The organism is Pedobacter sp., assembly GCF_046462515.1.
GTDB lineage: Bacteria > Bacteroidota > Bacteroidia > Sphingobacteriales > Sphingobacteriaceae > Pedobacter.
Genome location: NZ_JBKGVD010000002.1, coordinates 238,047 through 253,940, shown reverse-complemented (window position 1 = coordinate 253,940; position 15,894 = coordinate 238,047). Strand labels below are relative to the sequence as shown.

The window sequence follows — 15,894 nt, the reverse complement described above, 5'->3', positions numbered from 1 at the left end:
TATTTAAATTTTATAAGCACTGCAAAATTGCAGTGCTTTTTTGTTTAATATTGTATTAAAACTTTAAATATGAAAGCACGTTTTCTATTATTTGTTCTCGCACTTGTTACTATTAATTACGGGCATGCACAAACCATTAAATTGTTTAACGGCAAAAATCTCAACGGCTGGTATGCTGATGTGCCTGATAAGGACAAAGATCCGCAGGTAGCCCCTTCTTTCATCGTAAGAGATCAAAAACTGGTAAGTATGGGCGATCCAAGAGGCCATTTAATTACTAACGATAGCTTTTCAAACTACCGCATAGAAGCAACTTACCGTTTTCCGGGCAAACCCGGCAATTGTGGTATTCTTGTTCATGTATCTCAGCCACGTGTACTTTATAACATGTTCCCAAAATCAATAGAAGTACAAATGCAACACCTTGATGCAGGCGATTTTTGGTGTATAGGTGAAGATATTTCAGTACCTGATATGGAAGAAAGACGTGGAGATAAAAGTAAATGGGGTACTACAGCGGGTAAATTACGGAGGATTAAAAACCTTACAGACAGCTCAGAAAAGCCATTAGGTCAATGGAACAAAATGATTATAGAATGTCTGGATAATAAGATTAAAGTGTGGGTTAATGGCGACTTAGTAAACGAAGGTTACGATTGTACAGCAAGTGAGGGAAAAATTGCCGTACAAGCTGAAGGAGCTGAAGTAGAGTTTAAGGAGCTTAAGCTCAAGCACATCTCAAAATTTAGCAAATAAGTAACGTAACCTTGTTCTCTTTTATACTATAAGAATGTAAGATCCTGCACATCCTTCATACAGATGCTGAAACAAATTTGGCATAATGACTAAATATTTCAAAATATATAACCCTGATTTCTTGGTGTTTATCTTTTTTTCTTTCCATTCGTTTTTTTACTGGTATGGAATTGGCTTAGAACTTTCATCTAAATTACAAACACACAAAAAAATAAGTATATGAAAAAATTATTCACACTGGCTTTAGTATCATTATTAAGTATAGGTGCTATGGCTCAACAGACAGATCTGAGAAGAAAAATAAATGTTAGCGGTACAGCCGAAACAGAAGTTACGCCTGATATCATTTACATCAGCATATCACTTAAAGAGTATTTAAAAGACAATCGCAAAAAAGTAGAGATCAGCGATCTTGAAAAACAATTGTACAATGCTGTTGAAAAAGCAGGCATCAACAAAGAAAATTTAACCATCAGTAACCTGAGCAGCTGGAATTATGCTACAGAGAAAAAGAAAAATCCTGATTTTATGGCCAGTAAACAATACAGATTAAAAGTTGCTGACCTGAATAAATTTAATCAGATTATTGACGCTATTGATGCCAAAGGAATTGCCAGCACCAATATAGACAGCTATGATTACAGTAAAATAGAAAGTTTAAAAAAAGAATTAAAAATTAAAGCTTTATTAGCCGCTAAAGAAAAAGCAGCCTACATGGTAGAAGCTTTAGGCGATAAACTAGGAAAAGCTCTTGAAATTCAAGATGGTGGAGATAATTATTCTCAACCGGTGTACAGAAACTACGCATTAAAATCGGCTGCAATGGATATGGGCGCTGCGGATCCTGAAATCGATTTTAAAAAGATAAAATTGAGTTTTAGCGTAAACGTAATCTTTGAGGTGATCTAAAATTTCAACCGTTTTAAAAATAAATGAAAAGCTGCATAGAACATATATGCAGCTTTTTTGTTTTATTCTTAATCCATTAAATAGTTAACTAAAATCAGGAAGTAAATATGAAAAAGTTAATTTGTTCTTTGATCTTAATGATGAGCTTGTCATTAACGGTAAATACAGTTTTTGCCAGCGATAAACCTAAAGTAAATACAGAGCTCACTACCGAGCAAAAAGCTGAGTTGGAAAGAATCACATCCAGAGTAGCTGAAATTAAAGCAATGGATAAATCCAATTTAAGTAAAGATGAAAGAAAAGCATTGCGCAAAGAGTTAAAAGAAATGAAAAAGAAAGCTGCCGCAATGAGTGGAGGTGTTTATCTTTCAGTTGGTGCCATTATCATCATTATATTATTGTTGATTCTTATTTTATAAGACGGCATAAAATAAAAAAGCCGGATCTTCCGGCTTTTTTATTTAGAGAAAGTGATTGATCAAAAATTAATCAATCCTATCAAATCCTGTATATTTTACCAATGTCTCAGGTATTTTGATACCATCCTCGGTTTGGTAATTTTCCAAAATTGAGGCTACGATACGTGGAAGGGCTAAAGCACTTCCGTTTAAGGTATGTGCCAATTGCGTTTTACCTTCTTTACCTTTGAAGCGTAGTTTTAAACGGTTGCTCTGATATGTTTCAAAGTTTGAAACCGAAGATACCTCTAACCAACGTTGCTGTGCAGCACTCCATACCTCCATGTCATAAGTCATCGCCGATGTAAAGCCCATATCACCGCCACATAAACGTAAAACGCGATAATGCAAACCCAGTTCCTGTAATAGAGATTGTACATAATTACTCATGTCTTCCAAAGTATCATAAGATTTCTCAGGATGTGTAATTTGCACAAGTTCAACTTTATCAAACTGGTGTAAACGGTTTAAGCCACGTACATGCGATCCATAAGAACCTGCTTCACGTCTGAAACATGGCGTATAACCTGTATTTTTAATCGGAAGATCTTCTTCTTTTAAAATTACATCCCGATATAAATTGGTTACCGGAACTTCTGCAGTAGGGATCAGGTATAAATCATCAACGCCTACATGGTACATTTGCCCCTCTTTATCTGGCAACTGCCCTGTACCAAAGCCAGAAGCCGCATTTACCAAATGAGGCACCTGCATTTCCCTGTATCCGGCAGCAATAGCTTTATCTAAAAAGAAATTAATCAGAGCTCTTTGTAAGCGTGCGCCCTTTCCTTTGTAAACCGGGAAACCTGCTCCGGTAATTTTAGTTCCTAATTCAAAATCAATGATATCATATTTTGCTGCAAGCTCCCAATGTGGTAAAGCATTTGCAGGAAGCTCTGAAGCAGTTCCATGTGTTAATACCACTTCATTATCATCAGCAGATGTGCCAGCCTTAACCAAATGGTAAGGCAAGTTTGGCAATTGTACAGTTAAGTTATGTTGCTGTTCTTCTAATGTATTTAGCTTTTCTGTAAGATCTCTGATCTTGTCTTTGTTGGCACTGGTTTGTTGCTTTATGGCTTCAGCTTCTTCTTTTTTGCCGTTTCGCATTAACTCTCCTATCTGTTTAGCAGCTGCATTGGCCTCGGCGGACAGGTTATCCAACAAATTCTGAGTTTGGCGACGTTCTTCATCTACTGAAATAATCTGATCTACCAATTCAAGTTGTTTAAAATTACGAACACTTAATCGTTCTAAAACTTTCTCTCTGTTTTCGCGGATATAGTTAACTTGCAACATTATTTATTATTTTTTTACAAAGATAAAATTGATTTACAATTATACGACTGACGATTATAGAATTCATCATATTAACTTGATAACTTTGCCCGTCGCTTTATAGTTCAAAATCCAAAATATGAAAACAACTGGTAAGCTTTATCTTGTCCCCACTCCCATTGGTAATCTGGAGGATATGACTTTTAGGGCCATTAATGTGCTAAAAGAGGTTGATCTTATTTTAGCGGAAGATACCCGCACCAGTGCCCCTTTGCTTAAGCATTTTGGTATTGATAAGAAAGTTTACGCCCATCATCAGCATAACGAACATAAAGCCAGTACTGAAATCATTAAGTTTTTAGAACAAGGACAGCAAATTGCATTGATTTCTGATGCAGGAACACCAGCTATATCAGACCCTGGTTTTTTCTTGGTAAGAGAGGCTTTAAAGCACGGTATAGAAGTATGTTGTTTGCCCGGAGCAACAGCATTTGTTCCTGCCTTGGTTAATTCAGGACTTCCGAGCGATCAATTTGTTTTCGAAGGTTTTCTTCCTGTAAAAAAAGGCAGACAAACACGCCTAAAAAAATTAGCCGAAGAAGATCGCACGATGATCTTTTATGAAAGTCCGCATAGGTTGTTGAAAACGCTCAGTGAATTTGCAGCGTTTTTTGGAACCGAAAGACAAATATCGGTAAGCCGCGAGTTGAGTAAATTGTACGAAGAGAATGTACGTGGCACTGTTTTAGATGTAAAATCACATTTTGAAAACAATATTTTAAAGGGAGAATTCGTAATTTGTGTTGCAGGAGCACCCGAAACTCCAAAAGTTAAAGAGAAATTCTATAAAGAAAAATAAAATGATAAACGTAGATAGATTTTTAGCCGACGAACAGGATCCAAAGGCTGTAGAAAAGGTAATTGGCAAATTAAATGACTTATTAACCAGCGGTGAAGAGATTTTATACCTTGCTGTACAAAAAAAACCTGCGGTTAATCTTTTACCAGATTGCATAGCCATTACCAATAAACGCATTTTTTACTGTGAACCCGGCAATTTGGGTTTAACCATGAATTTTAAAGATATCTCATGGAAAAACATCAAAGAAGTGTCTTTTAAAGAAGGCTTATTGGGCTCCAAATTTATTTGTGTACCTACATCGGGCGAGAATATTGTTACAGAATATATCCCCAAAGTACAGGCCCGCAAACTTCACCAAGCCGCTAATGAGCAATTAGAGCAATATAAAGAAATGCTTCGTCAGCAAAAACTAGAAGAAAATCGTGCCTCTGCTACCTCATTTAGCATGCCTGCTTCGCAAAACATTATTGATCTTCCTGTTGAAGAAGCTATTGTAATTCCTGAAACAAGCAGTGCCGCACCCGAAACAGAAGACGATGCCACACTTAAATTGAGAAAACTAAAAACACTTTATGATAAGCAACTCATTACATTAGAAGAATATGAAAACAAAAAAGCTGCTATTTTAGACAGTTTGTAATCCATTCTTCTATTCATATTGATAACTGATACACTATAAACAGGTTAATAATATTAATGAGCTTCAAAGAAAACTATTTACCAGCCCTGCTCAGTGCTTTTTTAATGTGGCTGGCCTGGCCTCCCCATCCTTATTTAGCCCCCTTACTGTTAGTTGGATTATTGCCTCTTTTTACTGCATTGCATCAAATCATTACAACGAGCGGTAGCAAAACAGGTAAGAAAATATTTCTTACCGCTGGTTTAACCTTTCTGGTATGGAATACCGCTTCTATTTATTGGGTTTTCAATTCAATTAATGCTGTAAATAAGGGTTTTACAGGAACAATAGTTTCTTTTCTGGTTTCGCTTATTCCTTATGGTTTAGGGGCTTTTTTAATGACCTCTGCCTTTTGGTTGGCTTACCGGCTGTATAGATATACAAACTGGCTTATCGCCTCCATCGGATTGGTATCTTTCTATATCTGCATGGAGTTTTTACATGAGAGCTGGGATCTTGCTTTTCCTTGGATGACCTTAGGCAATGGTTTTGCTACGATGCACCAGTTAGCACAATGGTATGAATTTACAGGGGTATATGGTGGCTCTTTATGGATATTGCTGAGTAACATTTTGATTTTTGCAGCTTACCATCAAATTAAAAATGGCAGAAAATACTCCTTAAGTGCTGCATGGTTGGCATGGGTACTCGTGCCCATAGGCTTATCGCTCTATATGTACAAGAGCTATAAAGAAAAATCTGTACCGGTAAATGTAGTGGTGGTTCAACCCAATATAGATCCTTATGAAAAGTACGGATCAGTATCGGCCGGAGATCAGTTACGCATTTTAACTCATCTTTCAGATTCTATTGCACAGGTAAATACCGAATACTTTATATGGCCAGAAACAGCTATACCTAATTATGCAGATGAAGACCGCATACGTACAAACAGTGATTTTTTATTTATCCAAGATTTCCTCAAAAAGTACAAAAACGGCACGGTAATTACAGGCATAGAAAGTGTAAAGTTTTACAATGATAAAAAAACACTTTCGGCCAAAGTAAATCCTAATGGTGGTTTTTATGACAATTATAACGCGGCTATGCAGGTGGAGAATTCTGCCAACGTAGATTTTTACCATAAATCTAAGCTGGTTCCGGGTGTAGAAAAAATGCCTTTTCCTAAAGTATTTGCTTTTTTAGGTCCGGTATTTGAAAAATTAGGCGGAAGTGTTTCTGGCTGGGGATGGCAGGAAGAACCGGGTGTGTTTTACAGCTATAGCGGCATTGGTGTTGCACCAGTAATCTGTTATGAAACTTTATGGGGCAACTGGATTGGAGGTGCTGTAAAAAATGGCGCACAATTTATCGCCATTATTACCAATGATGGCTGGTGGGGCAATACCAGTGGTAAAGACCAGCATTTTCAATATGCAAAATTAAGAGCCATAGAAACACGCAGGTATGTGGCGCGTTCTGCTAATACCGGAATATCAGGTTTTATCAATCAACGGGGCGATGTACTTAAACAAAGTACTTGGTGGACCCGGTCTGCATTGAAAGAGGATATTAATTTGAACGACAATCTTACTTTTTATGTAAAGAATGGCGACTTTATTGCTAAGCTTTCTGTTATTTTAACTTTTGCCCTGGCATTGGTTATCATTTACTTCAGGTGGATAAAAAACCCTATATCTGCTCATAAACCATGAAAACACATAAACCTTTAACCTTACTTACGCTGATTTTTTTGCTGTGCTTAAATTTGGGCTGTGACCAGATATCTAAAATAGTGGTACGCAAAAACATAGACACTTACCAGCAAATCATCCTGATCAAAGACAGGTTCATCTTAACCAAAGTTGAAAATACAGGTGCTTTTTTAAGTGCGGGAAGTAATCTGCCTGATTTTGTACGAGCCATTTTACTTACGGTGTTACCTATTGCAGTTCTTTTGTATGGGCTGTATTTTTTATTTACACAAAAGAGATTGTCGAGGTTAATGCAGATAGGCTTATGTTTTTTAATAGGTGGAGGTATTGGTAACGTATTCGACAGAATTATTTATGGCTCTGTTACAGATTTTATGCATATGGATTTTGTTCTGTTTAGAACAGGTATCTTTAACATGGCCGATGTTTCCATTATGACAGGTATAGGGTTGCTGCTTACAGAGGCTCTATTAAGGCCTAAAACAACAACCCCAGCTCAGGTTTAATTTAATTTTTTAAAGATATTACTGATCACATCCGGAATATCATTAATGGCTTTTTGGGGATCATTTACCTCTCCCTCTGCCCAACCACGCCAAATTAGCTTAGAAGTACTCCTGTCTATAATATCTATTACGATACTGCCTTCTTTAACCTGCATTTTTTGTGCCCTAGTACCTACATAAACGGGAAGCGGATCTATATATGTATAATAATAACGGGGTCTGCCTTGGTAATAAGTTACACGAGGTAATATTCTGGCAGGCGGGTTATAATAAACCGGTTCGTACATGGTTTTGGTTTCTTTATTTACTGTAACTGTATATTTAACCAGCAAATCTGGTTTATTGTGATCCAAAACAAAACCTCGTTTATCTAACTCGGCACTGGCAGCCTGTACAATTTTATCTGTTGCAATATCATTATTATATACAGATGTTGTCTTGCTCTGTGTTTCGGGTATCCAGGCGTAAGTTTTATATTTTATATTATTTACTGCATTATTTGAAAGCGAATAATATTCATAGCTTGAGCAGGAAGCCAATCCGACCACCAAACCCAAAAATAGCAATAACCTTTTCATGATTTTATACATTTTAACTATTAAACCTATTAACTTTCAAAAAGTTTAAATAAAATTATCAGATTAAAAAATCTTCATAAAACATTCATTTTTAAGCTATTCCGCAAACAGCTAAAAATCCTCAAACAACTTTGCTCAGGTTGGTGTTGTTTCATTGTCAAGACATTAGAATTAAGGAGAAATTACTATGGAAAATCAAAATCAGGAACAGCAAAAAGGTTTCATGGACAATCTGAAAGACAAATTTGAACAGGTTAAAGATCAGGTTCAGGATAAATGGGAAGATGTGAAAGATAAAACCGCAGAACTGGCCGACCAAGCTAAAGATAAGTTAGAAGAACTTAAAGATAAAGCTGAAGATACTTGGGATGGGATTAAAGACAAGTCCCAGCATCTTACCAATGAGGCCAAAGATAAAATGGAGAACATACAGGACAGGGCTGATGATAAGGTTACTGAACTTAAAGACAAAGCTAACTTAGAAATGGCTAAAGCTAAAGTAGAATACAATGAAATTAAAAAAGACGTAAAAGATAACTTGCGTTAAAAATCATTTAGCTTAAGCATAAAAGGTAGCTGAAAGCCCGAACATGTCTGTACAAGGAAGAGTTTTTATAAATGAAACTTTAATTCTTTTATGAACGCAAGGTTTTAAGCTACCTTTATTATATGCCATTACACAACCAGAGAACTTAAGGCATTTTAACATTCTCAAAGGTTGTATATCTGTATTTCCTTACTTCATGCTTAAGTTAATTGATAAAAGTTTGATACTTTTGGGAATATTATAATATACCTTTACATTATTGAAAAAGTATAGATTTACCTATTTAGAAGGTGTTTTAATTCATTTTTCATCTAAAAGCTTTGTTTTAAGTTTACTTAAAATATTTTTCCTTTTTAATTTTTGGATTGTTTTTTCGGGTTGTAATTTCCAGAACGAAAAAGAAGATGATCCTACCCCTGCTTCAGTGTCTGAAGTAATGAAAAAAGTGGACAGCGTTTATATGTCTGGTAATTTAACCCGGGTAAACCATATTCTCGATTCATTGAAACCTCATTTTGCTCCTTCAGACATCGAGAATCTCACTGAGTACTATATTTATAAAACCAACATTAGCTTATCAGACAAGAAGAGTAATCCTAATTTATACACAGATAGTCTGTTAAGTATTTTCCAGCAGTCCCATATGCAGGAAAAATACAAAGCGCAATTTATTAAAGCGCTTATGCTTAAGGGTGATATCCTTATTTTGAATAAGCAATATGATGCAGCGCTTGAATTTTATTTTAAAACCAAATCTCTTGCCGATAAGGAAAAAGACCCCTTTAATTATAGTGATTTTATTGCTAAAATGGCCCAGATCTATTATACCCAGGGCAAATTTGCTTTATCTGCAAGGTATCAGAAAGAAGCTTATGAAACTGTATTAAACGCTAAAAATCTTACACCATCTACGCGGTTTTATATTATACAAGGTTGTTTGAATAATGCAGGTTTCTCTTATGAACAGGCACACATGTTAGATAGCGCGCTCTATTTCTATCTAAAAAATATTAACTACATAGAAAAAGAAGGAAAAGCAGGCCCTATCGGCGAAAAGCAATATAACAACTCTAAAATTGTGGCTCTTGATAATTTAGGTGGCTTATACCTCAAAAAGGAAGATTATCCTCTTGCATTAAAGTACCTTGAACAATGCATAGCCATTAACAACTATTCTCTAAGCCCTGTTAAGATAACTGCTTTTTTAAAGCTGGCCAAAACCTATACCCGAACAGGCAACATTACCAAAGCAGATTCTATCCTTAATCTGGCTTACAGAGTTATAAATAAAGATTCTGTAAATCTTTATGCCAACAAAGTAAAGTTTTATCAGGCCAAAAGCGATATTTTACTCGTACAAAAGAAATACAAAGAAGCGATTGAAAACCTACAGAATTACAAACTGGCTTCTGATACACTTAACCGTATCAATAATGCGGTTCATAAAGTAGATGTAGCTCAAAAATTTCAGTTCCTGCAAAATCAGGAATACCTGAAATATTTAGAAAAAACCAACGAAAGTAAAAGCTTATATCTGGTTGGTGCACTCATGTTTGTTTGTATGCTCATTCCTATCATTGTATTATCGTTAACCAATGCCAGGCAGGCAAAAAGAGCCCAGAATGCGGCCACTGAGCACAGTAAAGCGCTTGAAGAAACGATGAAAAACCTAGAGCAGCGAAATAAGGATTATGCTAAAATGATGAAAGTTATGGCGCACGATCTGAAGAACCCGATTGGGGGTATTGTAGGTGTTGCCCGGCTTTTATTGGAAGAAGACCATTTTTCTGAAGAAGACAAGGAAATGTTAAGCCTGATTGCCAGTTCTGGAGAAAATTCTATTGAAATGATGAACCAGCTCTTAAATTCGGGATTGGCTATAGAAAACGAGGTTACCATTAAAGAAGATACGGATTTGAACCAGCTGCTGCATCAATGTTGCGAATTGTTGCAATACAAAGCCGATGAGAAACAGCAAAAAATTATGTTTACAAGCTCTGGTCCGGTTTCTATTTTAGCCGGCAAAGAGAAAATCTGGCGTGTATTCAATAATCTGATCGTAAATGCCATTAAGTTCAGTCCACGTCAAACGGTAATCAATGTAGTATTAGAACAGCTCAATAAAAGTGTGCGCATAGCTGTAATTGATCAGGGAATTGGGGTACCGGAAAAGAACAAGCAAAAAATATTTGAGATGTTTACAGATGCTAAACGTTTAGGCACAGCAGGCGAACAGCCTTTTGGCATAGGATTGTCTATCAGTAAACAGATTATTGAAAGTCACGGTGGCAAAATTTGGTTAGAAGATAACCCTAAAGGCGGTACTATCTTTTATGTTGAGTTTCCTCTAGTATAATGCTTTCCTTAAGGGAAAATCTTTTATTCCTGCATAAATTTCTGTAAGGCCGCAAACAGATCCTGCGGATGAAAAGGTTTTGAGAGATAGCCGTTCATACCCACACTCAATACTTCTTCTATTACCTGATTACTTACTGTGGCCGTAAGCGCAATAATCGGCACATTAGCTTTTACAGGATCACCAAGGGCTCTGATTAATTTTGTGGCTTCGTAACCGCCCATTTCAGGCATATGCAAATCCATCAGAATAACATCATAATTATTTCTACTAAGCATATCTAACGCAATCTTTCCATTTTCGGCTACATCGGGTTCTATACCGTGTTTATTTAAGGTTTTCCTCATCACCAGTATATTAATGGCATTATCTTCTACTACCAGTATCTTCAATGCTGAAAGATCATTTTTAGAAAAACCTTGTTGTAAACTGTTATTGTTATCATCTAAAGCCATAGTCTCAAATGGAAATGTTATGTCAAAACTAAATGTAGTGCCTTTACCCAAACTGCTTTGGAGCTGAATAGAAGAATCATAAAGATCCAGCACTTTCTTCACAATGGATAAGCCTAAGCCTGTACCTCCGTAATTTCTGTTGATGCTGGCCGATGCTTGCGCGAAGGCTTCAAAAACACTTTTTTGGCGGCTTTCTTCTATACCAATACCCGTATCTTCTATAATAAAACCTACTTTTACCTGATTATTGCTCTGCTCTAAGTTAACACAACTTAGCTTTACAAAGCCCTTTTCCGTAAATTTTATGGCATTATTTAAAAGATTAAGCAGAACCTGCGTTAAACGGGTTGGATCTCCATACAACCGCTTATTCTTAAGATCTTCTGCTATTTCCAACTTAAAGGTTAACTGCTTTTCTAAGGCCTTTATTTTAATACTTGCGTAAATATTCTCTACCAACCAAGCTAAATTAAAAGGTGTGTTTTCCAGTTCTACCTTTTCTGAATCCAGCTTGTTAAAATCAAGGATGTCGTTAACCAACGTTAAAAGATTTTCTGCAGAGAATTTTAGGATAGAGAGGGTTTCTTCCTGATCTTTTCTTGGGTCTTGAGACAATAAAGCATTGGTTAAACCAATTACGCCGTTTAAAGGTGTCCTCAGCTCATGCGACATGGTCGAAAGGAAATTCATCCTCGCATTAGAAAGTTGCTCTACTTCAGTAAGAGTTCTGTTCAGTTTTTTATTGGCCGCATTCAGTTCATTTTTCGTATCGTTTAATTTAATGAAGTTTCGCTTAAACGATTTAAAGAAAAAGTAATGCAGAAAAATAATCAGAAAAAAATCAAAGGTAATTACAAATATATGCACCGGACGTGTAACTACCTGGGGAATGCTGCTCAAAAAGAAATAACTCTTGTTGGTAAACGCCCCATCTATCAATACCGGTATAATGTTAACGATGGCATAAAACCAGCCCCATCTTGAGCCAAGCATGTAAAAGCCTAATGCAGATGCCAGCCAGATATATTGTAAAGTGGCTACATTAACACCATGAACAAATATCATGAGGTTGCCCCATATACCTAAAACCGTAAGCAGAATTAAAATAACATGCGCTACCAGTTTCCATACATTAGCAAAATACAGAGCCCCCAAAAGTAGAATGGCAAAACAGAATATGATACTTGCCCTGGTTAACTGTAAATCCTGATGGTTATAGGCATAGGCAAAAATCAAACAAAGCGAAAAAAAAGTATAAGCAATAATAAGATACAAAAGCATAAGAATACGTGCCTGATTGATCGGATCGGTCTCTCGTGCAACAATTCTTGCTATGTAATTTCGCCTCAAGCTCATGTAATGAACTACATCTACATTTTTAACAACACAAAAATAGCATAAATAAACTTCTTGAAAGGGCTAAAAACCTTGTGTAACTGATTGGTTGCTTTGCATTGAAACTAATCCATATACCTGCCTACTATAGGCATGCGTCTGCCCATGCCAAAAGCTTTGCTCGAAACTCTTAAAATAGGTGGTGTTTGGTAACGTTTAAATTCTGCAATATTTACCATTTTCAAAACACGCTTTACCAAAGCCTCATCAAAACCTTGTGCAATAATAGCTTTAGTGCCTTGTTTTTTCTCAATATGCTGGAATAAGATACGATCTAAGATGGCATAGTCTGGCAGGGAATCAGAATCTTTTTGGTCAGGTCTTAATTCTGCCGAAGGAGGTTTTACAATGGTATTTACAGGAATAATTTCTCTTTCTTCATTGATCAATCTGGCCAGTTCAAACACCTGTGTTTTATACACATCGCCCAATACACTCATGGCACCGCACATATCACCATACAAAGTACCATAGCCTACAGCACATTCGCTTTTATTAGAAGTATTTAATAAGATATAACCAAATTTATTAGACATGGCCATAACAACTACTCCCCTACATCTGGCCTGGATATTTTCTTCTGTAATGTTAAAAGTCAGGCCTTTAAAAGGTTTAGCCAGCATTTGGTCAAAAGCTTCGGTTGCCGCTTTAATTTCAATGATCTCGTGCTTACAGCCTATATTATTTACAAGATCTAACGCATCTTTAACCGAGTGGTCGCTAGAGTATTTAGAAGGCATAAGCACGGCCATTACATTTTCTGCTCCTAAAGCTTCGCAGGCCAGGGCACAAACTACAGCCGAATCTATGCCTCCAGATAGGCCTAAAACCGCTTTACTAAAGCCCGATTTTTGAAAATAATCTTTGATACCCAAAACCAGGGCATCATGAATTTGCTTAATATCACGATCCCTGGCCGGAGCCGGATATTTATTTTTTACATTTTGAACCTCAGCTACCTCAAAAACCTGCAGATCTTCTTCAAAGTACTTCATTTCTGCCTTTAGTTCACCTTCCTGATCAAAAACCAGAGAACCGCCATCAAAGATAAGCTCTGTCTGCGCACCTACTTGATTTACATAAAAAAGTGGCAGTTTATATTTTTTCGCATTAGCAGAAAGTATACTGATGCGATCTTCATCATGATGATAATCAAAAGGAGATGCGGCAATATTGATCATCAAATCAGGCTGCTGCAAAATAAGTTCGTCCATCGGGCACGAGATGTACATTGGATTATCGTTAATATTCCACAAATCCTCGCAAATGGTCAACGCTATTTTCTGCCCCTTAAACTCCACACAGTCAAATTGGGTGTTGGGCTCAAAATACCTATACTCATCAAATACATCATAAGTAGGCAGAAGAGTTTTCTTTACCACTTGTTTGATTGTTCCATCGGCAATAAAATAAGCTGCATTAAACAAATCTTTTCCTGCCAAGACTTCATTCTTTACAGGTAGTCCTATAATGCAAGCTATATCTTTACAGTGTGCAGCAATTTCTAAAGCACTTTTTTCACAAAGTGCTATGAAGTCTTCAAACTCCAGAAAATCGCGTGGCGGATAACCGCATACAGCAAGCTCGGCAAAAACCACCAGATCAGCCCCTTTCTCTTTGGAAAGAAAGATATGATCGATTATCTTTTTCGTATTCAGCTCAAAATTACCAATGTGGTAATTGATCTGCGCCAACGCTATTTTCATATGTAAAATGATAAAAGATTAAAAGAATACACCAATATTAAGCGCTATGTAGTGGTTGCGTACGCTGCCATTGTCTCCTTTTGCAATATTGGTCAAACCGTTGTTATAAGTTAAACCACCTGTAAGACTGGTTTTACCATCTATTTTATATTCTGCACCACCTCCAATAATCATACCTGCCCTGTAAAAACGAGTTTGTTTATCGGCTTTAGCATCGTCAGCCAGTACTGTATTATTAGAAGAAACATCGTATTTTGCTCTTATTGCAAAATCATTAGATAAACCAAACTGACCATACCATTTTAAGCCCTTTAGTTCATCTGTTTTCAGTTTAAGCGAAAGCGGCACTTCTATATATTGCATTTTGTATTTTACATTATATTCTCTTGAGCCCGTGCTACTTAATAATGCATGATAGGGTTGAAAATCTAAGATTTTAGCAGCACCGTTGATACTGGTTACAGTTAATCCTGTAGCAAAACAGTAATTTTCTGCAAATTCAAAATCGCCCATTAAACCATAAGAGAATCCTACGGTCAATCCATCGCCTTTACCATTTTCTGCTTTTAAAAATCCAAAATTTGGATGTGCGGTTAAACCTAGTCTGAATGATTGCGCATAAGTTGTAACAGAGACAACTGCCAGTAGAAATACAAATACTATTTTTTTCATGTGAGTTGTTTTTATCTTTGTTTTATGATGATAAAAAAGTTTATTAACTGGCAAAGTTATTTATTTTTTCTTTGTGCTATCGTTTTTTTTTCATGCAAGAACAACAAAAAGCCGGATGTAAGTAACATAAATTTAGATATTAAAGTAGAAAGATTTGATCACGACTTATACGCTGGCAAAGGAAAAGACATCACAGCAACCCATGCTTTCTTAGAAAAAAAATATGGGGCTTTTTATGATGATTTCATCCACCAGATGGTAGGCAATTCATCATACACAGGTGTGGCTGTGCTTGAAGGTTTATATAAAGATAAGGCTTATACAGATCTTACGCAGGAAGTTGACAGCGTATTTCCAAATCTGAACAAAGTTGACCGGGAGCTTACCGAAGTTTTTAAATACATTAAATATTATTACCCAAAAGCAGAAATTCCACGTTTTATTGCTTTTGTTTCAGGCTTTGCTTACCAAACACCCATAGGCGACAATTATTTAGGTATTGGCTTAGATATGTTTTTAGGTAAAGACAGTAAATTCTATGCCGCATTGGTCGAAAGTCTTCCGCAGTATCTTACCAGAAAATTTACGCCAGAGTACATCGTGCCTCGGGTTAGCGAGTATTATGTACGCGAAAACCTCATCAAAGAACAAGATCAAGACAGATCTCTTCTTTCTAAAATGATTTATAACGGTAAGATCTTATATTTCATGGAACAGGTTCTGCCAGAAGCTACACCTGATACTGTTAAAATTGGATATACTTCGCAACAACTAAGTTGGTGCAAAACTTTTGAACCCGAAATATGGGCATATTTTATGGAAAACAATCTGCTATATAATACCGATTACAGCAAAATACAGGTTTACCTGAGCGATGGCCCGTTTACGCCGGGTATTGGAGAAAAACGTGAATCTGCACCAAAATTGGGGGTGTGGATTGGATGGCAAATTGTAAAACAGTATATGAAGCAGCATCCAGATGTGACATTGAAGCAGTTAATGGCCGAAAAAGATGCGCAAAAAATACTGAGCGATTCCAGATATAAACCCAAAGGCTGATATTGATAATCTGATTAAATTAC

At 36.4% G+C, this 15,894-nt stretch carries 15 protein-coding genes; 10 read left to right on the top strand and 5 right to left on the bottom strand.

The annotated features are described in order from the left end of the window. Positions 1-69 precede the first annotated feature (69 nt). The 3 genes from ACLHG9_RS02010 to ACLHG9_RS02000 all read left to right on the top strand — a co-directional run bounded on the left by ACLHG9_RS02010 (position 70) and on the right by ACLHG9_RS02000 (position 2,084). A complete protein-coding gene (locus ACLHG9_RS02010) occupies positions 70-756 on the top strand; it encodes a DUF1080 domain-containing protein (RefSeq protein WP_410219851.1) in 687 nt (228 codons plus the stop codon). 219 nt (positions 757-975) lie between these two features. After that, a complete protein-coding gene (locus ACLHG9_RS02005; RefSeq protein WP_410219850.1) occupies positions 976-1,665 on the top strand; it encodes an SIMPL domain-containing protein in 690 nt (229 codons plus the stop codon). A gap of 107 nt (positions 1,666-1,772) precedes the next feature. Next, complete coding sequence (locus ACLHG9_RS02000) at positions 1,773-2,084, top strand: hypothetical protein (RefSeq protein WP_410219849.1); 312 nt, start codon at positions 1,773-1,775, stop codon at positions 2,082-2,084. Between the two features lie 66 nt (positions 2,085-2,150). Here ACLHG9_RS02000 and serS read toward each other — a convergent pair whose 3' ends face one another. Further along, positions 2,151-3,422, bottom strand: coding sequence for a serine--tRNA ligase (gene serS, locus ACLHG9_RS01995; RefSeq protein ID WP_410219848.1), 1,272 nt, complete (start codon positions 3,420-3,422; stop codon positions 2,151-2,153). Positions 3,423-3,540: 118 nt separating this feature from the next. Here serS and rsmI point away from each other — a divergent pair, with 118 nt between their 5' ends. From rsmI to lspA, 4 genes are read left to right on the top strand one after another with little or no spacing between them, the layout of a single operon-like run. Next, positions 3,541-4,260 (top strand): 16S rRNA (cytidine(1402)-2'-O)-methyltransferase, encoded by a 720-nt coding sequence (gene rsmI, locus ACLHG9_RS01990; RefSeq protein ID WP_410219847.1) that lies wholly within the window; start codon positions 3,541-3,543, stop codon positions 4,258-4,260. A gap of 1 nt (position 4,261) precedes the next feature. Beyond that, positions 4,262-4,903: a PH domain-containing protein gene (locus ACLHG9_RS01985; protein WP_410219846.1), complete on the top strand. Its 642-nt coding sequence runs from the start codon at positions 4,262-4,264 to the stop codon at positions 4,901-4,903. Between the two features lie 56 nt (positions 4,904-4,959). Next, positions 4,960-6,597: an apolipoprotein N-acyltransferase gene (gene lnt / locus ACLHG9_RS01980; RefSeq protein WP_410219845.1), complete on the top strand. Its 1,638-nt coding sequence runs from the start codon at positions 4,960-4,962 to the stop codon at positions 6,595-6,597. After that, a complete protein-coding gene (lspA, locus tag ACLHG9_RS01975; RefSeq protein ID WP_410219844.1) occupies positions 6,594-7,103 on the top strand; it encodes a signal peptidase II in 510 nt (169 codons plus the stop codon). Before lnt ends, lspA begins: the two co-directional genes overlap by 4 nt. Here lspA and ACLHG9_RS01970 read toward each other — a convergent pair. Then, positions 7,100-7,681 carry a DUF4136 domain-containing protein gene (locus ACLHG9_RS01970; RefSeq protein WP_410219843.1) on the bottom strand — a complete coding sequence of 194 codons (582 nt, stop codon included), beginning with the start codon at positions 7,679-7,681 and terminating at the stop codon, positions 7,100-7,102. The two genes, lspA and ACLHG9_RS01970, sit on opposite strands and share 4 nt — an antisense overlap. A gap of 187 nt (positions 7,682-7,868) precedes the next feature. On the opposite strand from ACLHG9_RS01970, the gene ACLHG9_RS01965 reads away from it, so the two are divergent. Together ACLHG9_RS01965 and ACLHG9_RS01960 are read left to right on the top strand one after the other, a co-directional pair. Beyond that, positions 7,869-8,228 (top strand): hypothetical protein, encoded by a 360-nt coding sequence (locus tag ACLHG9_RS01965; RefSeq protein ID WP_410219842.1) that lies wholly within the window; start codon positions 7,869-7,871, stop codon positions 8,226-8,228. 259 nt (positions 8,229-8,487) lie between these two features. Continuing rightward, positions 8,488-10,584 carry an ATP-binding protein gene (locus ACLHG9_RS01960; RefSeq protein WP_410219841.1) on the top strand — a complete coding sequence of 699 codons (2,097 nt, stop codon included), beginning with the start codon at positions 8,488-8,490 and terminating at the stop codon, positions 10,582-10,584. A 23-nt stretch (positions 10,585-10,607) separates the two neighbouring features. Here the strand turns inward: ACLHG9_RS01960 and ACLHG9_RS01955 are convergent, their stop codons facing one another. From ACLHG9_RS01955 to ACLHG9_RS01945, 3 genes are all read right to left on the bottom strand, one after another. Then, positions 10,608-12,395 carry a response regulator gene (locus ACLHG9_RS01955; protein WP_410219840.1) on the bottom strand — a complete coding sequence of 596 codons (1,788 nt, stop codon included), beginning with the start codon at positions 12,393-12,395 and terminating at the stop codon, positions 10,608-10,610. Positions 12,396-12,499: 104 nt separating this feature from the next. Continuing rightward, positions 12,500-14,140: an NAD+ synthase gene (locus ACLHG9_RS01950; RefSeq protein ID WP_410219839.1), complete on the bottom strand. Its 1,641-nt coding sequence runs from the start codon at positions 14,138-14,140 to the stop codon at positions 12,500-12,502. 18 nt (positions 14,141-14,158) lie between these two features. Beyond that, a complete protein-coding gene (locus tag ACLHG9_RS01945) occupies positions 14,159-14,812 on the bottom strand; it encodes a porin family protein (protein ID WP_410219838.1) in 654 nt (217 codons plus the stop codon). A gap of 24 nt (positions 14,813-14,836) precedes the next feature. Here ACLHG9_RS01945 and gldB point away from each other — a divergent pair, with 24 nt between their 5' ends. Further along, positions 14,837-15,871, top strand: a complete 1,035-nt coding sequence (gldB, locus tag ACLHG9_RS01940; protein WP_410219837.1) for a gliding motility lipoprotein GldB — start codon at positions 14,837-14,839, stop codon at positions 15,869-15,871. The last annotated feature ends 23 nt before the right edge of the window (positions 15,872-15,894 follow it).